At 34.6% G+C, this 21,857-nt stretch carries 20 protein-coding genes; 18 read left to right on the top strand and 2 right to left on the bottom strand.

The genetic code is table 11. The annotated features are described in order from the left end of the window. Positions 1-84: 84 nt before the first annotated feature. From rlmN to pcp, 12 genes are all read left to right on the top strand, one after another. Entirely contained in the window at positions 85-1,137 is a 1,053-nt protein-coding gene (rlmN, locus tag ACODH8_RS11785; protein ID WP_332466913.1) for a 23S rRNA (adenine(2503)-C(2))-methyltransferase RlmN, read from the top strand. Between the two features lie 313 nt (positions 1,138-1,450). Then, positions 1,451-2,173, top strand: a complete 723-nt coding sequence (locus tag ACODH8_RS11790; protein WP_332466912.1) for a gamma-glutamyl-gamma-aminobutyrate hydrolase family protein — start codon at positions 1,451-1,453, stop codon at positions 2,171-2,173. A gap of 11 nt (positions 2,174-2,184) precedes the next feature. Next, positions 2,185-3,819 (top strand): peptide ABC transporter substrate-binding protein, encoded by a 1,635-nt coding sequence (locus ACODH8_RS11795; protein ID WP_332466911.1) that lies wholly within the window; start codon positions 2,185-2,187, stop codon positions 3,817-3,819. Positions 3,820-3,986: 167 nt separating this feature from the next. Further along, the gene (locus tag ACODH8_RS11800; protein WP_332466929.1) at positions 3,987-5,363 is read left to right on the top strand and encodes an MFS transporter; all 1,377 of its coding nucleotides are present in this window, start codon (positions 3,987-3,989) and stop codon (positions 5,361-5,363) included. 195 nt (positions 5,364-5,558) lie between these two features. Continuing rightward, on the top strand, positions 5,559-6,641 hold the full coding sequence (gene gcvT / locus ACODH8_RS11805; protein ID WP_332466910.1) for a glycine cleavage system aminomethyltransferase GcvT: 1,083 nt from the start codon (positions 5,559-5,561) through the stop codon (positions 6,639-6,641). Positions 6,642-6,661: 20 nt separating this feature from the next. Beyond that, positions 6,662-7,042, top strand: a complete 381-nt coding sequence (gene gcvH / locus ACODH8_RS11810; RefSeq protein ID WP_332466909.1) for a glycine cleavage system protein GcvH — start codon at positions 6,662-6,664, stop codon at positions 7,040-7,042. Between the two features lie 5 nt (positions 7,043-7,047). Beyond that, complete coding sequence (gcvPA, locus tag ACODH8_RS11815) at positions 7,048-8,370, top strand: aminomethyl-transferring glycine dehydrogenase subunit GcvPA (RefSeq protein WP_332466908.1); 1,323 nt, start codon at positions 7,048-7,050, stop codon at positions 8,368-8,370. Then, positions 8,367-9,797 (top strand): aminomethyl-transferring glycine dehydrogenase subunit GcvPB, encoded by a 1,431-nt coding sequence (gene gcvPB / locus ACODH8_RS11820; RefSeq protein ID WP_332466907.1) that lies wholly within the window; start codon positions 8,367-8,369, stop codon positions 9,795-9,797. The genes gcvPA and gcvPB overlap by 4 nt, the downstream gene beginning before the upstream one ends. Before the next feature lie 105 nt (positions 9,798-9,902). Further along, positions 9,903-10,793, top strand: coding sequence for a mechanosensitive ion channel family protein (locus tag ACODH8_RS11825; RefSeq protein ID WP_332466906.1), 891 nt, complete (start codon positions 9,903-9,905; stop codon positions 10,791-10,793). Between the two features lie 130 nt (positions 10,794-10,923). After that, the gene (locus ACODH8_RS11830) at positions 10,924-11,610 is read left to right on the top strand and encodes a DUF969 domain-containing protein (protein WP_332466905.1); all 687 of its coding nucleotides are present in this window, start codon (positions 10,924-10,926) and stop codon (positions 11,608-11,610) included. Then, entirely contained in the window at positions 11,610-12,533 is a 924-nt protein-coding gene (locus ACODH8_RS11835; RefSeq protein WP_332466904.1) for a DUF979 domain-containing protein, read from the top strand. The genes ACODH8_RS11830 and ACODH8_RS11835 overlap by 1 nt, the downstream gene beginning before the upstream one ends. Before the next feature lie 21 nt (positions 12,534-12,554). After that, positions 12,555-13,202 carry a pyroglutamyl-peptidase I gene (gene pcp, locus ACODH8_RS11840; RefSeq protein ID WP_332466903.1) on the top strand — a complete coding sequence of 216 codons (648 nt, stop codon included), beginning with the start codon at positions 12,555-12,557 and terminating at the stop codon, positions 13,200-13,202. 39 nt (positions 13,203-13,241) lie between these two features. Here the strand turns inward: pcp and ACODH8_RS11845 are convergent, their stop codons facing one another. Next, positions 13,242-14,087, bottom strand: coding sequence for a LysR family transcriptional regulator (locus ACODH8_RS11845; RefSeq protein WP_332466902.1), 846 nt, complete (start codon positions 14,085-14,087; stop codon positions 13,242-13,244). Between the two features lie 100 nt (positions 14,088-14,187). Between ACODH8_RS11845 and ACODH8_RS11850 the strand changes: the two genes are divergently transcribed. Continuing rightward, complete coding sequence (locus ACODH8_RS11850; RefSeq protein ID WP_332466901.1) at positions 14,188-14,799, top strand: histidine phosphatase family protein; 612 nt, start codon at positions 14,188-14,190, stop codon at positions 14,797-14,799. 36 nt (positions 14,800-14,835) lie between these two features. On the opposite strand, the gene ACODH8_RS11855 is transcribed toward ACODH8_RS11850, so the two are convergent. Further along, positions 14,836-16,125, bottom strand: coding sequence for an ectonucleotide pyrophosphatase/phosphodiesterase (locus ACODH8_RS11855; RefSeq protein ID WP_332466900.1), 1,290 nt, complete (start codon positions 16,123-16,125; stop codon positions 14,836-14,838). A gap of 412 nt (positions 16,126-16,537) precedes the next feature. Here ACODH8_RS11855 and aroE point away from each other — a divergent pair, with 412 nt between their 5' ends. From aroE to ACODH8_RS11880, 5 genes are read left to right on the top strand one after another with little or no spacing between them, the layout of a single operon-like run. Beyond that, positions 16,538-17,410: a shikimate dehydrogenase gene (gene aroE / locus ACODH8_RS11860; RefSeq protein WP_332466899.1), complete on the top strand. Its 873-nt coding sequence runs from the start codon at positions 16,538-16,540 to the stop codon at positions 17,408-17,410. Positions 17,411-17,424: 14 nt separating this feature from the next. Then, entirely contained in the window at positions 17,425-18,459 is a 1,035-nt protein-coding gene (gene aroF / locus ACODH8_RS11865; RefSeq protein WP_332466898.1) for a 3-deoxy-7-phosphoheptulonate synthase, read from the top strand. Between the two features lie 14 nt (positions 18,460-18,473). Further along, positions 18,474-19,538, top strand: coding sequence for a 3-dehydroquinate synthase (gene aroB, locus ACODH8_RS11870; RefSeq protein ID WP_332466897.1), 1,065 nt, complete (start codon positions 18,474-18,476; stop codon positions 19,536-19,538). 15 nt (positions 19,539-19,553) lie between these two features. Continuing rightward, positions 19,554-20,720, top strand: coding sequence for a chorismate synthase (gene aroC, locus ACODH8_RS11875; RefSeq protein ID WP_332466896.1), 1,167 nt, complete (start codon positions 19,554-19,556; stop codon positions 20,718-20,720). A gap of 27 nt (positions 20,721-20,747) precedes the next feature. After that, on the top strand, positions 20,748-21,857 hold the full coding sequence (locus ACODH8_RS11880) for a prephenate dehydrogenase (RefSeq protein WP_332466895.1): 1,110 nt from the start codon (positions 20,748-20,750) through the stop codon (positions 21,855-21,857).

The raw sequence follows: 21,857 nt of genomic DNA on the forward strand, positions 1-21,857 counted from the left end.
TTAAATTTGTCTTAATTTGATTGCAAAAACTTTGTGAATATTTTATAGTGATAAAGTATACAAGAGTAGAAAGTAGGCGTCGATATGAAACCATCAATCTATGGATTGACCCAAGAAGAACTAATTGAGTGGCTAATTAGTCAAGATGAAAAAAAATTTAGAGTAAACCAAATTTGGGATTGGTTGTATGTAAAACGAGTAGTAAATTTTAGTGAAATGAAAAACTTGTCAAAAGATTTAATTGGAAAATTAGAAGCAGCTTTTATTTTAAATCCTTTAAATGAGATTGTGGTGCAAGAATCAGAAGATGGCACTGTGAAGTATTTATTTGAATTAGAAGATAAACACATGATTGAAACAGTCTTAATGAGACAAAAATATGGTTTATCTGTGTGTGTCACAACTCAAATTGGATGTAATATTGGTTGTTCTTTTTGTGCCAGTGGGTTATTAAAGAAACAACGTAACTTAACTGCAGGAGAAATTGTTGCCCAAATTATGCAAGTGCAACAATACTTTGATGACCGTGAAGAAGGTGAACGAGTAAGCCACATCGTCGTCATGGGAATTGGTGAACCCTTTGATAATTACAAAAATGTGATGACTTTCCTAAATATTATGAATGATTCAAAAGGATTGAATATTGGAGCAAGACATATGACTGTTTCAACCAGTGGATTGGTTCCCAAAATTAAGCAATTTGCCAAAGAACCTATGCAAATCAACTTAGCAATTTCTCTTCATGCGCCAAATAATGAAGTTCGAACTAAAATGATGGTGATTAATAAAGCTTATCCATTAGAACGCTTGATGGATGCCGTTGATTATTATTTAGCTGAAACTAATCGTAGAATTACCTTTGAATATATCATGTTATCTGGTGTGAATGATTTACCTGAACACGCAGAGCAGTTAGCTAATTTATTAGAAGATAAGAAAAAATTATCTTATGTTAACTTGATTCCTTACAATTCAGTGAGTGAACATGATGAATACAAACGAAGTACTAAAAAAGACATGATTGCATTTTATGAAATTCTAAAAAAACGAGGCGTTAATGCGGTAATGAGACAAGAATTCGGCTCAGATATTGATGCAGCTTGTGGTCAATTAAGAAGTAAGCAAATGAAAAAATAGGAAAAAAGGATAACATAAAAGTTATCCTTTTTTTGTTTCGTGTTCAAAATGTTGACTTATTGTAAGTAATTTGATATTATTTTTCCCAATACATTAAAGAAAGATTAAAAAGTTTTTCATCTTAATTTAGTGATAAAACAAAAAGGGGTGGTTTTTATGAATAAGGAGACAAATGTATTTTTTGTGAATCGTGTTTATTTGAAGTGGCAGGAGAGAGCTGTCCAGGATTGTGAAGACTACCAGTGTTGTTGTTATTGCTAAATTAACTAAATCAATCAAGATAATTAAAATAGAGATAGATGAGGAAGATTAGATGATAAAACCAATAATTGGTATTTCTTTAAACGAAACAGAAGATTCAGGAGAAAAAATGCATAACTTGCCTTTACATTATTTACCTTCAGGCTATGCCAAAGGAGTTCTCCAAGCAGGAGGGTTACCGATACTCTTACCAGTGTCTTCAAAAGAAGATGCAAAAGCGTATATCGACAAAATCGATAAATTGATATTAACAGGTGGGCAAAATGTTAACCCGAAATTTTACAATGAAGAACGTATTTTTGACGCTTCATTAATGCACACTAAAAGAGATGAATTTGAATTAGCTTTAATTGATGAAGCCATTAAACAAAAGAAACCCATTTTCGCTGTTTGCCGAGGACTGCAGTTACTAAATGTTGCTTTAGGAGGAACACTTCATCAAGACTTAAGTCAACGAGAAAATGAAGTCATTAAACACATGCAAGATCCGATTCCAAGAGAAGTACCTGTACATAAAGTGACCATTGATGAAAACAGTTTGATTTCTCAAGTTTACGGGACTGAGACAATGGTTAATTCATTCCACTTTCAAGCGATTAAAGATATTTCTGATGATTTAGTGGTCACAGCAATTAGTGATGATGATATTATCGAAGGGGTTGAAAGTAAAAATCCTGAAAATCGTTGGATTGGCTTACAGTGGCATCCTGATTTTTATTTTGAAGAGTTTGCTCATGAACGTAAAATGTTTGATTTTGTTGTCAACGAGTTATAGAGGAGGGACTTATGAAAAAAATAATAGGTAGTTTATTAGTTGCTGGTGCATTGTTATTAACGGCTTGTGGAACGACTCAGAAGAGTACAACTGACAATCAAGCTAAAGAGGTCAAACAAGAAATTAGTGTGATCTCAGCAGGAGAATTATCAACATTAGATAGTGCTCTTTATTCAGATGTTAATAGTTCTGATATGATAGGGCAATCAATGGAAGGTTTATACCGCTTAAACAAAGAAGGTTTTCCTGAATTAGCTATGGCAAAAGAAGCGCCAAAAGTAAGTGATGATGGATTAACGTATACCTTTACTATTCGCGATGAAGCTAAATGGTCAAATGGTGACGATGTGAGAGCAGAAGATTTTGTTTATTCCTTTAAAAATGTGATAGATCCTGATTATGGTTCGACAAGTAGTAACCAAATGGATATCTTTAAAAACGGACGTGCGATTCGTGAAGGAAAAAGTAATTTAGAATCCTTTGGTGTGAAAGCTCTAGACGATAAAACGTTAGAATTAAGTCTTGAATATCCGATTCCATTTTTAGATCAAGTATTAGTCGGAACACCATTTATGCCAAAAAATGCTGTCTTTGCTGAAGAAAAAGGAAGTAGTTATGGCACTAACTCAGATAACTTTGTAGGAAATGGACCATTTCTTGTAAAGGCGTGGAGTGGAACTAACGACACTTGGACGTTAGAAAAAAATCCAACTTATTGGGATGCCAAAAACGTTAAACTAGAAAAAATTGACGTACAAGTAGTTAAAGAAGTAGCAACTGGTGTGCAGTTATTTGAAGCAGGTGAAGTGGATTATGCCACATTAAGTGATACTTATGCTCAAGAGTACAAAGACTCAGAAAGTGCGACTTTTGTTCCTAAAGCAATGGTGGGTTATTTAAGTCCTAATCAAAAACGCGAAGTAACAGGAAACGTTAATGTGCGTAAAGCAATTTTACAAGCCATTGATAAAGAGCAATTTGCCAATGAAATATTAGGTGACGGCTCATTAGCTTTAAATGGCTTTGTACCAGAAAATTTTGCGAAAAATCCGGCGAACAAAGAAGATTTTAGAAAAGAAAATGGCGATTTACTAAGCTATAATGTTAAAGAAGCACAAAAGAGTTGGGAATTAGCTAAAAAAGAATTAGGTAAAGATAAAATTGAATTAGAATTAATGTCAGCAGACTCTGGTACAGCTAAAAAGACTATTGAGTATGTGCAAGGGCAATTACAAGAAAATCTACCTGGTTTAACAATTACGTTAAAATCTATGCCGCTACAAAACAGGTTAGATTTCCAAAATAAAGGTGAATTTGATTTGGTTTTTGGTACATGGACACCAGATTATTCTGATCCAATTAACTTTTTAGAATTTTATGATTCTAAAGGTGGTTTAAATACTGCTAAATATAATAACCCAACATATGATAAAGGGTTACAAGATGCGAGATTTGCTTTAGCTCAAAACCCAGAAAAACGTTGGAGTAAATTATTAGAATTAGAAAAAATATTAGTTGAAAAAGATGCAGGTGTATTACCTTTATATCAAGGTTCTGTTGGTTATCTTAAATCAGATCGTTTACAAGACATTCAAGTTTTCCCATTTGGAAGAACGGTTTCATATCGTTTAGCTTACGTTAAATAAATTAAAAGTAAAAAAAACTTTTATTTCTTGACATTGATTTATTCTTATTTTACAATAAAGGAGAATAAATCGTACAGATAACACAAAGTCAATTTGTGTCGAGAGAGAGGCGAAATTTATCATTTGATGAATTTCGGCTCTCTTTTTCTGTCATAAAGAGGGAGAGAATTATGGAACAAAAAAAATTTCATGTTAATTTAGCCGTTCTTGCAACTGGAATGATGGCATTTGCAGGGGTCTTAATCGAAACAGCGATGAACGTGACGTTTCCAACACTTATTGAGGAGTTTAGTATTACAACCAGTCAGGTACAGTGGGTAACAACTATTTACTTATTAATGATTTCAATTGTTGTCCCGTTGTCATCTTATTTAATAAAAAACTACAGCAAACGACAATTATTTTTAGCTTCAAGTATCTTTTTCATTTTAGGTGTCGTTATTGATGCTATTGCTTTTTCATTCAGTATTTTGCTAATTGGTCGCTTGTTTCAAGGGATTGCAACAGGTATTGCCTTACCATTGATGTTTAACATTATTTTAACCAAAGTACCTCTTGAAAAACGAGGAATGATGATTGGTATTGGTAACTTAACAACGTCAATTGCGCCAGCTATGGGTCCAACATATGGTGGGATATTAACGACTCAATTAGATTGGAAATATATCTATATCTTGTTAATTCCAATTTTAGTTGTTTCAACATTAATTGGTCTTTATGCGATTCCAAAAGAAGAAACAAGTAAAGCTGATTCCATTAATATGAAAGCAGCCATTTACTTATCAATTATGTTTACAGGTCTGTTATTCTTCTTTAGTTACTTACAATCACCATTTGGATGGGGATCATTAGTAGTTGGCTTAATTGCAGGATTCCTTTTCTACAAAACAAATAAAGAAAAAACATTGTTAAACTTAACAGTCTTTTCAAACAAAATGTTTACTGTTTATTTAATTTCATTTTTAGTTTATCAAGTGTTACTTTTAGGTGTATCGTTTGTACTACCAAACTTTATTCAAATTGTTGCTGATGTTCCTGCTTCAAGAGCGGGTATCATGATGTTCCCTGGAGCTTTAGTTGGAGCTTTATTTGCCCCGTTCTCAGGGAAAATGTTAGATAACTTAGGCTTTAAAAAACCAGTTGGGATTGGTATTTTAACAGCTATGTTAGGTTGGTTTGGTTTAATATTTGTGATTGGGACAAGTAATATGGTCTTAATTACAGCCTGTCATGTTATTTTTATGATTGGTGTTGGTCTTTCATATAGTAATGTGATGACAGTTGGTTTATCTGCCATTGATGCCAGTTTACAAGATGATGGTAATGCTGTCTTTAGTACGCTACAACAATTTATGGGCGCTATTTCAACTTCATTTGTTGCTATCATATTAGATGTGTTCCAAAAACGTCCGAATACTGATTACCAAACAGGAACAGAAACAGGAGCTAAAGTCGCATTAGTTAGTTTGTTTGTTTTATTAGTAATTAGTGGAATTTTAGTTTTTAAAACGTTTTCAAAAAATGACGAAAAAGGCACTATATAAATGTAATGATAACCTAATGTTCTTGTTTAAGAACATTAGGTTATTTTTTTATAATATTTGTAGATAAAATATAAAATAAATACGAACATTAAAGAAAATCACATTTTCTCTTTTATCTTATTTGAAATATGGTATGATTTATTTATAAAAGATTTTTTAAACACCATTATTTGTATAGAGAGGGGAAGAGAGTTAATGGACAAAAAAACACCATTGTATCAAAATCATGTTGATTTAAAAGGGAAAATCGTCCCATTTGGTGGATATGAGTTACCCGTTCAATATGCAGCAACAGGTTTAGTTAAAGAACATATGGCTGTTCGCCAGAGTGTTGGATTATTCGATGTGTCACATATGGGTGAAATTTTCATTGAAGGACCTGACGCATTAACGAACATTCAGTATATTTTTACCAATGATTTTAAGGATATGGCTGATGGCCAAATCAAATATACCCTAATGTGTAATGAAACAGGTGGTATTATTGATGACTTAATTTTATACAAGTATAACGATCAAAAGTATATGGCCGTTGTGAATGCTTCCAATCTAGAGAAAGATTTTAAATGGATTGAGTCTCACGTAACTGGAGACGCTAAAGCAATTGATAGAAGTGAAGAAACTGGCTTAGTAGCACTTCAAGGACCAAATGCTAAAAAGACATTGGCAAAATTAATTGCTAGTGAAGATCTACCCTCAAAATATTATACGTTTAAAGAAGGCGTTTCATTAAATGGCATGACAGTTGATGTCTCTGAAACAGGTTATACAGGAGAATCAGGTTATGAAATTTATGCTAAAGCTGAAGACATTGTAAAAATATGGGAGCTAATCCTTGAAGCAGGTGAAGAATTTGATATCGTTCCTTGTGGATTAGGTGCCAGAGATACACTCCGTCTAGAAGCTGGAATGCCTTTATATGGTCATGAAATGAATGAGGAAATCAATCCTTTACAGGTCGGCTTAAAATTTGCAGTTAAACTAAATAAGCCTGATTTCCTTGGAAAAAAAGCGTTAGAAGACAATCAAACAAGTACAGTTAGAGTTGGTTTGAAAATCACTGGAAAAGGAATTGTCAGAGAAGACGCTCCTGTTTTTGTAGGTGATAAACAAATTGGAATGTCAACTTCTGGAACGCACGCACCATTCTTAGGCTATGCCATTGCTATGGCTTTAGTGGACAAAGAGTTTGCTGAAATTGGCCAAGAAGTAGAAGTAGAAGTAAGAAAACGATTAATTAAGGCAGAAGTTGTACCAATGCCTTTTTATAAAAAATAGAACTTTAGGAGGAATTTAGGATGTCAAGACCAACAGAATTAAACTATTTAGCAACTCATGAGTGGGTAAAATTTATTGATGAAACAACAGCGATTGTGGGAATTACAGACTTTGCTCAAGAGCAATTAGGAGATATTGTTTTCGTAGAACTTCCTGAAGTTGACCAAGAAGTAACTAAGGGCGATCAAGTAGCAGAAGTAGAATCAGTTAAAACAGTATCGGATATTTATACGCCATTTACTGGTGTGATTTCAAAAATCAATACAGAATTAGAAGATGCGCCTGAAAGTGTTAACGAAGCACCTTTTGAAAACTGGTTATTTGAAGTAAGTAATATTACGGATAAAGAAGAATTATTAGGTCTAGAAGACTATAACAAAGTAGTTGAAGAGGAGGCTTAACATTAATGGGGAACTATAACTACATTCCATCGAGTCAATCTGAACAAGATGAATTAGTGAAGATACTTGGGTTAAACAGTGTTGATGACTTATTTAAAGAGATTCCAGAATCTTTAAAAATTAAAGATTTAAATATTCCTAGTGGCAAATCGGAAGTAGAAGTTCGTCGTATGATGGAAAAAATGGCGGCTAAAAACCAAGTGTTCCATTCTATTTTTAGAGGAGCAGGTTCTTACTACCATTATATTCCGTCAATCGTTAAGCAAATTACATCAAAAGAAGAATTTTTAACAGCATATACTCCTTACCAAGCAGAGATTAGCCAGGGAATTTTACAGTCTATTTTTGAATTCCAAACAATGGTTTCTGAAATGACTGGTTTACCAATTGCTAACGCTTCTGTTTATGATGGTTCAAGTGCAGCAGCTGAAGGGGTTAATATGTGTATTGACCGTCGTCGTAAAAAAGCTTTAGTTTCAGCAACAACGCATCCAATGACGATTCAAACGATTCAAACTTATTGCCATGCCATGGGAACTGAAGTAGTCATTGTACCAGAAAAAAATGGCTTAACAGATATGGATGCTTTAGCAGAATTATTAGACGACACTACAGCATGTCTTTATGTAGAACAACCAAACTACTTTGGTGGTATTGAATCATGTGAAGCATTAGCTGAAGTGGTTCATGAAAATAAAGCAAAATTTATTATGGGAATTAACCCAATCACGTCATCAGTCTTAAAAACACCATTTGAGTGCGGGGCAGATATTGCAACTGGTGAAGGACAACCATTAGGATTACCAATGAATTTTGGTGGACCATACCTAGGATTTATGGCAACAACTGAAAAAATGATGCGTAAATTACCAGGACGTATTGCTGGTCAAACAGTGGATAAAGACGGAGAAAGAGCTTTTGTTTTAACGCTTCAAGCGCGTGAACAACATATTAGACGTGAAAAATCATCTTCGAATATTTGTTCAAACCAAGCTCATTGTGCGTTAACAGCAAGTGTTTATCTATCTGCAATGGGACCAAATGGCTTAAGAAACGTAGCTGAACAATGCTACAGTAAAGCTCATTATTTACAAAAAGAGTTAAGTCAATTAGAAGGTTTTGAACTAGTTCATGACTCTGAATTTTTCCATGAGTTTTTAACGAAATCACCAATGGATCCAGTTGCTTTAAATAAAGCACTACAAGAAAAAGGTATTTTAGGTGGTTTACCAGTTGACGGAAATATTTTATGGTGTGTGACAGAACTTGCAACTAAAGAAGAAATGGATGAGTTAATCACAACATTAAAGGAGGTTACTAAAGGATGAAATTAGTATTTGAAAGAAGTAAATCAGGTCGTAGTAATGACTTTATTCCTGCTTTAGATGTTGAGAAGATTGAATTACCTGAGGCTTTTTCTCGTAAGCAAGAACTGCGTTTACCAGAAATCTCGCAAGTGGATATGAGTCGTCATTATACAGAGCTTGCAGATAATAGTTTTGGTGTGAACAATGGCTTTTATCCATTAGGTTCTTGTACCATGAAATATAATCCTAAAATTAACGATGAGATGGCTAATTTACCTAACTTTAGTCAAATCCATCCTTTACAACCTATTGACACAGTTCAAGGTTCTTTAGAAGTTCTTCATACTGCTGAAACACTTTTAGGTGAAATTACTGGCATGGATGCCATGACTTTCCAACCAGCAGCAGGAGCTCAAGGTGAGTTAACAGGAATTATGTTGATTAAAGCTTATCATGAAGACCGCGGAGACGCGAAACGTAATAAAATTATTGTGCCAGACTCAGCTCATGGAACGAACCCAGCGACAGCTTCAATGGTTGATTATGAAACGATTAATATTCCCTCAAAAGAAAATGGTCGTGTGGATTTAGAAAAACTAAAAGAAGTTGTGGGAGAAGATACGGCAGGTTTAATGTTAACAAACCCAAGTACTGTTGGTTTATTCGAACATGATATCATTGAAATCACAGAGATTATTCATAATGCTGGTGGTCTTTGTTATTATGATGGAGCTAACCTTAACGCGATTATGGGAACGGTTCGTCCAGGAGATATGGGATTTGACGTGGTTCACTTAAACATTCATAAAACATTTTCTACGCCTCATGGTGGTGGTGGTCCTGGTTCAGGTCCGATTGGTTGTAAAGAAATTTTATTACCATACTTACCAAATAACCATGTAGTAAAAGTAGGAGATAGATTTGAATTTGAAACAGCTGAAAAAACAATCGGTAGCGTGAAAACATTCTACGGCCATTTCGCTGTTGTGGTAAGAGCTTTAACTTATATCTTATTCTTAGGAAAAGAAGGTATTCCTCAAGCATCTCGTACAGCTGTCTTAAATGCTAACTACATGCGTCATGAGCTAAAAGATTTTTATGATATGGCTTATGAAGGGCCATGTATGCATGAGTTTGTTATGACACTTGATAAAATGAAAAAAGAAACAGGTGTGACAGCTTTAGATGTGTCTAAAGCATTATTAGATCACGGCATGCATCCGCCAACCATGTATTTCCCAGATGTAGTGAAAGAAGCTTTAATGCTTGAGCCTACTGAAACAGAAAGCAAAGAAACTTTGGATAAAGTGATAGCTGTCTTTAAAGAAATTCATGCAGAAGCTTATAGTAACCCACAAGCTATTAAAGATGCACCTTTAAATACTTTAATTAAACGAGTGGATGAAACTCAAGCCGCAAGAAATCCAATCTTAACGTATCAATTTTAATTGAGACTTATTGAACGAAGATGACAAAAATCATCTTCGTTTTTTGCATTTATCAAGCTAAAATTTAAGTTAGTTATGTTAAACTATAAAAAAGGGGGATTTTGGATGAATCAATACCTAACAGATTTGCAAAATTCAGTTGTTGATAGCTTAACAAAAACGGTGAACAATCGAAATCTCTACTATAACCATGTGACAAAAACTTTAATTGTTATTGCCGTATTTGTTTTATTATCCTATTTTGGAAAAAAATTATTGAATAAATGGGATGTTGAACCAAATAAAAAGAAACGGATTCAAAGAAGTCTTAAAAACACTTTGTTAACTCTATGCCTTATTGGGATATCAATTATTTGGATAAATGCATTGAATTCATTGGTCATTATTTTACTATTACTAGGTCTTTTTGGAGTTGTTTTGATTCGAAGTACGTTGGATAATATTATCGGTTGGTATTTTATTCGGAAACGAGATTATTTTAAAGTTAATCAACGAATTGAAATTGACGGAAAAATTGGGAAAGTGGTTGGGGTTAATTTCTTTTACTTTGAATTAGCAGAAATTAAAAATTGGTTGTCTTCAGAAGGCGTAACAGGACGAGTTATTAAAATACCTAATAAGGAGATTTTGACGAATGAGGTCTTTAATTATGATTATATGAACCGTTTTGTTCGCCAAGAAATCAATTTTTTAATTCGACATGATAGTAATTACGGCGCAGCTAAAGCATTAGTGTTAGAAGCGATGACTGATCACTATAATCAGAACGTGACAGGTGTTTTAAATGCGGATTTATATGAGAAATTAGGTATCAGCCCTGATCCTACTGTTAATTTACAAGTTCAAGAAGGTGGCTTAGCTTTAGCTTGTCAGTTTTTAGTGGATTTTGGTGAAGTGGCTAAAATAAAAAGTGCCTTGTATGAAGATATTTTAGAAAAATTCAATGGGCATCCAGAAATTGAGTTTGCTGTCATTGAAGTGAAAAGAGTAGACTAAAACGAACTTTTTTAGTTCGTTTTTTTGTTTTTGTAAAAAATAAGGGTAATTATGACTTTTACTTTTTGAAAAACGCTTAAAGTATAGTAGAATAAAAACTGTTATTATTTTTATTAAGGGAGAGGAACACATGGAGTGGATTAAACTTATCGGTATCGTTATTATCGTTCTAGGTTTCATTTTTAAATTCGATACTATTGCAGTGGTTGTAGTCGCTGCGCTTGCAACAGCTCTTGTTTCTGGTATTACACCAGTTGAATTTTTAGAGCATTTAGGAAAGGCTTTTGTGGATCAAAGAATCGTAACAATCTTTTTCTTAACATTGCCTTTAATTGGATTAGCAGAGTCTCATGGATTAAAAGAACAAGCTGTTAACTTAATTAAGAAATTGAAAGGACTCACAACAGGGACTTTCTTATCAATTTATTTAATTGTTAGAGAATTAGCGGGAGCCTTTTCTATTCGTTTAGGAGGACATCCTCAGTTTGTTAGACCGTTAGTTCAACCAATGGCAGAAGCATCAGCTGAAGCTAAGTATGGTGAATTAGATGAAAAAGACAAAGAAACGATTAAAGCTAAATCAGCTGCTATGGATAACTATGGTAACTTCTTTGGACAAAATACGTTCATTAGTGCTGCGGGAGTTTTATTAATTGCTAGTACACTTGATTCAATGAACTATGATGTATCAGCTTTTGATATTGTTAAAGCATCAGTACCAGTTGCTCTAGTCATGATTGTGATTGGTGTCTTATCTAATATCTTATTTGATAAGAAATTAGATCGAAAATACAAAAACAAAGGAGATAAGAAATAATGGAGACATTTTTTAACAATCTATTAGAGTTCTTCTTTGTATTAGTAGGGCTTCAGTTGACATACACAGCGTATAAAGTTTTTAACGACAAAAACAATTCAAAACGTATTGGTTCTAGTCTTTTCTGGTTAGACTTAGGTGTATTATTTATGCTTGGTAAAGTGTTACCTAATGCAGTAAATGGTGCTTTAGTTGTTTTACTAGGTGTGATTTCATTATTCAAACAATTTGAAATCAGTAAATTTGAAGCTTTTGACCAAGAAAAATTAGATAAAGATGCGAAAAAATATGGAAATAAAATCTTTATTCCTGTTTTATCACTAGCGGTTGTTTCCGTTGTTTTAGCGATGTTTATTCCGCTATCAAGTAAATCAGCGATTGGTGTGGCATCAGTTGTTGGTATTATTTTAGCGATGATTATCTTTAAATCAAAACCAAAACACGTGATTCAAGAAAGTGACCGTATGATTCAAGCTATGGGAACTTCAGGGATTTTACCACAATTATTAGCCGCATTAGGCGCTATTTTTACGATTGCTGGTGTGGGAGATGTTATCTCTAAAATGATTGGTGGTTTTGTACCAGAAGGTCACCGTTTAGCAGGCGTGATTGCTTACGTTCTTGGAATGGTTATCTTTACGATGATTATGGGGAATGGTTTTGCAGCCTTCACTGTTATTACAGCTGGTGTTGGGATTCCATTTGTTATCGCTCAAGGAGCAGACCCTGCGATTGCTGGAGCATTAGCTTTAACTGCAGGATACTGTGGAACATTATTAACACCAATGGCAGCTAACTTTAATATTTTACCAGCCTCATTACTTGAGATGGAAAATCAAAATGGTGTCATCAAAGAGCAAGCAAAAATTGCTTGTATTATGATTGTTGTACATATTGCCTTGATGTATTTCTGGGCATTTTAAAAATAGAAAGGAAGATTTAAGATGAAAATATTAGTAACTGGATTTGATCCATTTGGACAAGATACAATGAACCCTGCTATTGAAGCAGTGAAAAGATTACCAGATACAATTGCTGGAGCAGAGATTATCAAATTAGAAATTCCAACCGTTTTTAATAAAAGTGCTGAGGTAACTCGTGAAGTAATGGCTAAACATGACGTTGATTACGTGTTAAACATTGGTCAAGCAGGGGGACGTTTCGACTTAACACCTGAGCGTGTTGCTATTAATTTAGATGATGCGCGTATTCCTGATAACGAAGGCAATCAACCAATTGATGTAGAAATCAAAGCTGACGGCGAACCAGCTTATTTCTCTCAACACCCAGTTAAAGCAATGGTAACAGCAATGAAAAACGCTGGTTTACCAGCCTCTGTTTCAAATACAGCAGGGACTTTTGTATGTAACCACATTATGTACCAAAGTCTATACTTAACACATAAAGAATTTCCAAAAGCTAAAGCTGGTTTCATGCATGTGCCATTCTTACCAGAACAAGTTTTAGAACGCCCAGGAATGCCTGCAATGAGTTTAGAAGATATTACTCGTGGGATTGTTGCTGCTATTGAAGCTATCGTTGAATTTGACGGTAAAGAAGATTTAAAAGTTGTTGGTGGACAAACTCACTAATATAAAAATAAAAAGTTGTAACCTAAAGTTTTACCTAGGTTACAACTTTTTTTTTATGTCTTTTATTAACTTTTGTTTGAATAAATTAGATTGCTGAGGGTGATTACTATAAAGATAAAAATCTCTTGGTTTGAAGGTGATACTTGTGATAATAACTTCTTTCAGAGAGTCTTCAAGTAATAAAGAGACAACACTCTTAGCAGAAGTCAGATAGAGGCCTTTTTTAAGCTGACAAGCCGTTAAAGCATTTAAATGGCCAGAGACTTGTAATTGATAATTTAGTGGCATGTTAATTTGATTATCGAGTACTTCTTGGAGTGAGCTTCCTGATTCTCGTTTAATAAATTGATAGTGAGATAATTCGCTAAGAGATATAGTATCTGGACAGTAATCAGGATGGGCAACAAAAATAAGATTATCTGTAAAGAGAAACTCTTTAGAAAAGTCAGCTAGTTCATGTCTTTCAGGTAAAATAGCGTAGTCGATAGTTTTATTTTTAAGTTTAGTTATAAGGGTATGAGTGTTTTCGGTCATAAAAGATAATTGATAGTTATTGTCATCATTAGCTAGCAAACTTCGCATTAAATCATCGCTATTAAGTTGTGTTGTGCCTATAATTTGAGTTTCTTGATGATTCGTTAAAAGAGCTTCGATTTGTTTTTCTTGTTCAAATAAAAGAGATGCGGCTGTAACAATTTGTTGCCCTAAATCTGTTAAGACAATATTTCTTCCTTGTTTCTCAACTAAATTGACATGATAGTCTTTTTCCAAATTTTTAATGTGTTTAGTTAATGCCGGTTGACTGATATGTAAGTGCTGACTGGCTTCAGTTAAGGTGTCATATTGACTGGCTTCATAGAAGAAACGTAAGGCGTTTAAATTCATCATTAACACTCCTATAACTTTTTGTTATGAATTAGGTTCTTATTGGTATTATAAATCATTTTGACTTAGCTTTACAATAAAAGAGTAAGGGGATGAAAGAATGCAAACAACATTATACTTAATTCGTCATGGTCAAACGAAATGGAATCAAGAACAAAGAATGCAAGGGTGGCAAAATTCAGATTTGACAGATGTGGGGAAAAACCAGGCTATTTTATTAGGTGAAAAGTTAGAAAAGGAAGCTATCGTGTTTGATGCTTTTTATTCAAGTCCTAGTGAACGAGCCCTTGAAACAAGAGGGTTAATCAATCAATCTCTTCGATTTCCTGAGTATGAAGCAAGTGGTCTTCAAGAAATTAACATGGGAAATTGGGAAGGTAAAACTTATGATGAAATAGAACGAATAGATAAGGAAGAGTGGCAACGTTTTTGGGACGCGCCATTATCTTTTCAAGCTACTAATCAAGGTGAAACCTTTGAAGCTCTTTCTTTAAGAAGCCGTGAATCTATTCAGAAAATGGTGGAGCTACATCAAGGTCAAGTCATTGGAATGGTCTCGCATCGAATTACGATTAAAACCATGGTTGCCGATTTACTAGGTCTGTCAATTGAGGAGTTAGATGATGTGGCACCTAATAGTATGACTAAAATCGTTTTAACAGATGAACAAGCAATTCTTGAAGTTTATAGTGATACGTCACATTATGAATAAGAAAAAACAGTTAGCCTTAAAGCTAACTGTTTTTTCTTATCTAAATATATCTTCAATACAAATACCTGAAACCTCTTTTGGAAATGTCTTTAATGCTAGTAATTTAGCAAAAGTAGGGGCTTCATCAACTAGATGGGCATTCGTTATTTTATGTCCTTCTTTAATACTTGGTCCGTAAAACATGACCGTTGTTTCATAGTTTGGTTTGCCTGGATGAGAACCATGTATACCAAAATAGCGATTTGGTTTACCAATGTCTTCTTTTTTGACGTCTTCAAAGATGTCACCAGTTGTTTCATCACTAAAATAATAACCGTCAGAAGCTTCTATCATGAAAGTAGCACGAGGGTCAGCTCCCATATTACGACATTCTTCAGATGTGTAAATAGCATCAATACCTTTTAAGTCTTTAATGGCGTGATAAATCTCTTTTGGATCAACTTTACTAGTGTTTTTACAATAAATATAAGTCGAGCCATCACAACTTTTAGCATAGACTTGCCAGTTATTTTTTATGCTTCCGTTAGGTTTAGTTTCAGCCCAACCTTTTTCAGCAAATAAAACATTTAGCTTAATCATTTTATTAACATCAAGTTGATAATGATCTCCTAAAACCACAAAGTTAGTGTGGTCAAATGTCCCATTATCTTTTGTGGCTTGAATGATTTGAGCGACTCGTTTGTCTTGGCGAATCAAAGCATCTACAGCTTCTGTTGATTGAACGCCGTAAGCATGACGCATACTATCCATATCTACAAGGTGAATTAAAGTTAAATCAGGTTTTTTAGTTGAAATCGTATCAACAGCACAGGCTGTTACAAAATCATCTAAAAAGGGTTGCATAATGCCTTTTCTTAAGTGACCATATTTTTGATTCATATTTAATAAAAATAATGGTGAACTTGCCTTTAAAGAAATCATGACTTGGTTTGTCCATATGCGGTTTGGAAAAATTTCAGCAATGTTGTAATCAATGCTACTACTTGCTGTGACTGGCCATAAAAAGGCAGCAGTCGTTAAGCCTTCGTTTTTTGCCACATCATAGACAGTCGGAACTTTAATTTCTTTATCATACCAGTACCAATCTGGTGAATTTCGTGTTGATTGTAATTTTGTGTTGTTAATCACGCCATGATCTTTGGGATACATACCAGTCATTAAAGTTACATGGGACGGGTAGGTAAGTGTTGGATAAATTCCTTTTACTTTTTCTACATGAGTTCCCTTATCAATCAGTTTAGATAGGGTGGGTAGTTTGTCCTTATGCAGTTTAATATCGAGAGCACCTAAGGCATCGACGGAGATAATAATTAGTTTCTTTTTCAAAGTAACTCCTCCTTAAGACAATTATAACAATAAAACATTTTTTTGAAAAATAATTGACAAGTTTTTTTTTTATGGGTATACTGTGTTCAATTATTAAATAAAGCACGTTGGAGTGAAGGACATGAACAAATTAATTACGCGTCAAACCTCACAACTGAATAACTTTTACTTTAGCTATTATAGAGACTGTTTGTAACCATTTGTTTCATGGGTACAAACAAAACGTTTGTATCTATGAGGGCTAGAGAACTTTAATTTGACTTTAAAGGCCACATAGATGATCACAAAATCTATGGTGGCTTTTCTTTTTTATATTGAATACTTGTATTCGAGAAAGACGGTAACTATAGATTTGTTGTATTAATCTATGTAAGTTATCGTCTTTTATTTTTTTAATTAGAAAGGAGAACCAATGAAATCAGATATTTCAGGACAAACCAGATTAGCAGGAGTGATTGCTAATCCTATCAAACATAGTTTATCACCTATGATTCATAATAAAGCCTATGAGGTGAAAGAAATTGATGCTGTTTATCTCGCTTTTGAAGTAGAGAAAGAGCAATTTAATCAAGCTTTATCTAGTGTATTAACTTTAGATATGTTAGGTGTTAATATTTCGATGCCTTATAAAAAACTTGCCTTTGACGCATGTGATGAGGTATCAAAAGAAGCTGAGTTAATAGGAGTTGTTAATACAGTTATTCCGCAAAACGGCAAGCTATTCGGGTTTAACACTGATGGCATTGGGTTTGTTGAAAGTTTAAAGAGTCAACAAGTTAGTGTAGCTGATAAAAAGATTATGATTTTAGGAGCAGGAGGAGCAGCTAAAGCTGTTTTATGTCAATGCGCTCTTGAAAAGGCCAAGGAAATAAATGTATTTAAACGAAACAATACAACGTATCAACAAGTTGCAAGAGAGTTAGAAGAAATTGCAAAACAAACAGGAACCTTGATACGATTGTTTGATTATAAAGATGACAAAACAATGAATGAACTAATGAAAACAAGCGATATTATTATTAACGGCACACAAATTGGCATGGGAGAAGATAAATCACTGCCGGTAGCTAGTATGTGTGAAGTGAATTCAACTCATGTTTTAGTGGATTTGATTTATCACCCGTTAGAAACTGAATTTTTAAAACAAGGGAAACAAAGAGGAGCCCTAACGATTAATGGTTTAGGAATGCTTGTTCATCAAGCAGCTCACGCATTTAAGTTAATGACTAAAAAAGAGATGCCTGTGACAGCAATCGAAGAAATGTTGATTGACCAATGGCAATAAAAGGAGAAAATACAATGATTATTATTATGAGACAAGACGCAACAAAGGAACAAGTAGAAGCAGTGATTAAACGTGTGAAAGAAGAAGGATTAGAAGTCCATTTAAGTGAAGGCAAAGATAAAACAGTTATTGGATTAGTTGGAGACACTGAAAAAGTCATTGATGTTCCGTTCAGAGGATACGATGGTGTTTTAGATACGGTTCGCGTAACAAGCACATATAAATTAACGAGTCGTGAGTTCCATCCAGTAGACACAGTAGTTGACGTAGATGGTTTGAAAATTGGTGGCGAAGAAAACTTTGTTACAATGGCAGGTCCATGTTCGATTGAAGGATTAGACCAAATTATGGAATGTGCAAGAATTGCTAAAGCAGGTGGCGCGACTGTTTTACGTGGTGGAGCCTTTAAACCAAGAACATCTCCATACGCTTTCCAAGGATTAGAAGAAGAAGGTCTAAAATACATTCGTGAAGCAGCTGATAAATTTGACATGAAAGTTATCACAGAAGTTATGGATGAAGCGAACCTAGAATTAGTAGCTAAATACACTGATATTTTACAAATTGGGGCTCGTAACATGCAAAACTTTAAATTGCTTCAAGCGGTTGGGAAAACTGGGTTGCCAGTTGCTTTAAAACGAGGAATAGCAGGAACAATTGATGAGTGGTTAAATGCGGCTGAATACATTGCTGCTACTGGGAATCAAAAAGTCATTTTTGTTGAACGTGGTATTCGTACTTACGAAACAGCTACAAGAAACACACTTGATTTAAGTGCTGTTCCTGTTATTCAAAAATTAAGTCACTTCCCAATTATCGTTGATCCAAGTCATGGTGTTGGGGTTTGGGATTACGTAACACCGATGGCAGTTGCAGGTGTTGCAAGTGGTGCTTCAGGAATGATTGTTGAAATTCATCCAGAACCAAGTAAAGCGTGGTCAGATGGTCAACAAAGTTTAAATGAAAAACGCTACATGAATATGATGGAGCAAATTGATGTGATGACAGAAGCAATGAAACAAGTGAAAGCTATTAGAGAAAAAATTTAAAGGGAGTCTTTCAAATGAAGTTAAGTGTGAATTTACCAGAAAAGTCTTATGAGTTACTCATTGAAAAAAATAGCTTAAACCAAGTCGGGAATTGGGTAGCTAGTCTATGGGAAAAACAAAAAATTGTGTTAATTACAGATACAACTGTGGCCAGTCTTTACGAAAAACAGGTGAAGACAAGCATTGAAGCACAAGGATTTGAGGTTTTTACTTATGGGATTGAACCAGGAGAAGGTAGTAAGAGTCTTGCTACTGCCGAAAAAATTTATCATTTTTTAGCTGAAAAAGAGATGACTCGAAAAGACGGGATTATCATTCTTGGTGGTGGCGTAGTAGGTGATTTAGGAGGCTTTGTTGCTTCTACTTTTATGCGTGGTTTACACTTTCTTCAAATACCAACAACCTTACTGGCTCAAGTTGACAGTAGTATTGGTGGGAAAACGGCAGTTAATACAAGTGTCGCTAAAAACTTAGTGGGTACTTTTGCCCAACCAGATGGGGTATTAATTGACCCGATGACACTTAATACGCTAGAAGACAGAAGAATTAGAGAAGGCTTAGCCGAAGTAGTCAAATCAGCAGCTATTGCTGATAGTAACTTATGGCATTTACTGGAAACATTAAAAGATGAACATGATGCTTTGGAAAAATCAGAAGAAATTATCTATGCTTGTTGCCAAGTGAAACGTAAAGTGGTAGAAGAAGATGAGAAAGATACGGGAATTCGCCTTATTTTAAATTACGGTCACACCATAGGACATGCCATTGAACAAACTTATGGGTATGGCGTGGTGACTCATGGTGAAGCAGTAGCCATAGGAATGTGTTGTATCACAAGAGCTGCGGAAAGACTTGGCACTATGCCAACTGGAATTATAGAGCCTTTAGAAAAGATGTTGAGTAAATTTCATTTGCCAACAACGATTGATAATTGGAATGAAGAATCTATCTTTAAGGCTTTAACTCATGACAAAAAAACAAGTGGCAATCAGATTCGCATTATTCTATTAGAAACGATAGGCCAAGCTAAAATTACAACGATTCAAACAGAAGAGATGAAAAACTATATTAAAGGATAAAAGGGAAGTGTTTATATGAGATATGTAACAGCAGGAGAATCACATGGACCAGAATTAACAGCCATTATTGATGGCTTACCAGCAGGGATTCCCATTTCGATAGAGGCAATCAATCATGATTTAAAAAGAAGACAAGGTGGTTACGGTCGTGGTGGCCGTATGTTGATTGAAACAGATACGGTTGAAGTCACGTCAGGCATTAGACACGGGAAAACATTAGGCTCACCTATCACTTTAGTTGTTAAAAATGACGATTTTAAAAACTGGGAAACGGTTATGGGAATTGAACCAGTTGATGAGCGTGCTAAAAAAATGCGTCGCTTATCCAAACCACGTCCAGGACATGCCGACTTAGTAGGTGGGATTAAATTTGAACATGATGATTTAAGAAATGTCTTAGAGCGTTCATCAGCCCGTGAAACAACTATGCGCGTTGCGATTGCAGCTATTTGTAAGCAGATGTTACAAGCACTAGATATTGAAGTGGCTAGTCATGTGTTAGAAATTGGTGGCGTTCGTGGAAGTATTCCAGAAAATATGACAGTTAGTGAGATTCAAGCAAAAGCGGAAAGCTCAGTTGTGAGATGTGTGGATCCTCAAATAGAAGAAGCGATGAAAGACAAAATTGATCAAACTAAGTTAGATAAAAATACAATTGGTGGTGTTGTGGAAGTTGTTGTCGGTGGCGTACCAATTGGTTTAGGTAGTCATACACAGTGGGATGCTAAGTTAGACGGGAAAATTGCTCAAGCCGTTGTATCGATTAATGCCTTTAAAGGGGTTGAATTTGGTGTTGGTTTTGAAGCAGCACGTCTTTACGGAAGTGAAGTAATGGATGAAATCATTTGGAGTAAAGAAGCAGGTTACACGAGAACAAGTAACAACTTAGGCGGTTTTGAAGGCGGCATGACAAATGGCATGCCAATCGTGGTTCGTGGTGTCATGAAACCAATTCCAACTCTTTACAAACCACTTCAATCTGTTGATATTGATACAAAAGAAGTTTATAAAGCTAGTGTGGAACGCTCAGATAGTTCTGCGGTACCAGCTGCTAGTGTTGTAGCAGAAGCTATGGTGACGATTGAAGTTGCGAAAGCGATGTTGGATAAATTTGAAAGTGATTCATTTAATCGGATGAAGGACGAAGTGAAACGTTATCGCGAGTACACTCTTAATTTTTAATATCACATAAGAGAGGAACTCGAATAGATGAAAAAAATAGAAAACGTATTACTTATCGGTGTTGGTTTGATTGGCTCTTCTTTAGGATTGTGTATTAAAGAAGAGCACCCGGAGATTACTATAGTAGGGTTTAGCCATCAAGAAGAAGAGTTAAAAGGGGCTCAATCTTACGGGATTATTGATACTTATTCACTTGATTTACAAGAAGCAGCTAAGCAAGCAGATGTGATTATTCTTTGTACACCTGTGATGGTAACAATGACTCTTTTAGAAAAATTAAGTTATTTTGACTTAAAAAAAGACGTCATTGTCACAGATGTTGGAAGTACAAAAGTTGAAATTTTAAAGCAAGCCAGATGGTTAAAACAAAGAAATTATACTTTTATTGGCGGTCATCCTATGGCAGGCTCACATAAGTCAGGTTTTATTGCAGCAGATAAAGATTTATTTGAAAATGCTTATTATATTCTTGTAACTGAAAGTGATGAACTTAATAGTGAGAAAAACCTATTAAGAAACCTTTTTAAAGGAACACGAGCTAAATTTTTAGAGTTAGAACCAGAGACTCATGACCGAATCACAGGTGTTTTAAGTCACATGCCCCATTTAATTGCCTCTCAATTAGTTGAGCAGGCAAAAGAATTAATGGATGATGTGCCAGAAGCACTTAACTTAGCAGCTGGAGGTTTTCGCGATATTACTCGTATCGCAAGTTCAGATCCCCTAATGTGGACGGATATTTCTTTAAGTAACTCGTCTATATTAATAGAAGAAATAGATAAGTGGACAGCTCGTTTAGTTGGATTAAAAGAAGCTTTAACAGATTTAGATGAAGGCACTTTGTTTCAGTTTTTCAAAGGGAATAAAGAAGTTCGAGACACCATTCCCGTTCATAAAGAAGGGAGTTTACCAGGCTTCCATGATCTGTACTTAAATGTACCAGATTATCCTGGAGCAATAGCTGAAGTGACAGGTGTCTTAGCAAAAGAAAAAATTAGCTTGGTCAATATTAAAATCATGGAAACAAGAGATGATATTTTCGGTGTCTTATGTGTTTCTTTTAAGAATGAAAAAGACTTAGAACGGGCAAAAATAGCCGTATCAAAACAAACTATTTATGACATGGTTAATCAATAG

This window comes from Vagococcus fluvialis, from assembly GCF_048815235.1.
Taxonomy (GTDB): Bacteria; Bacillota; Bacilli; order Lactobacillales; family Vagococcaceae; genus Vagococcus.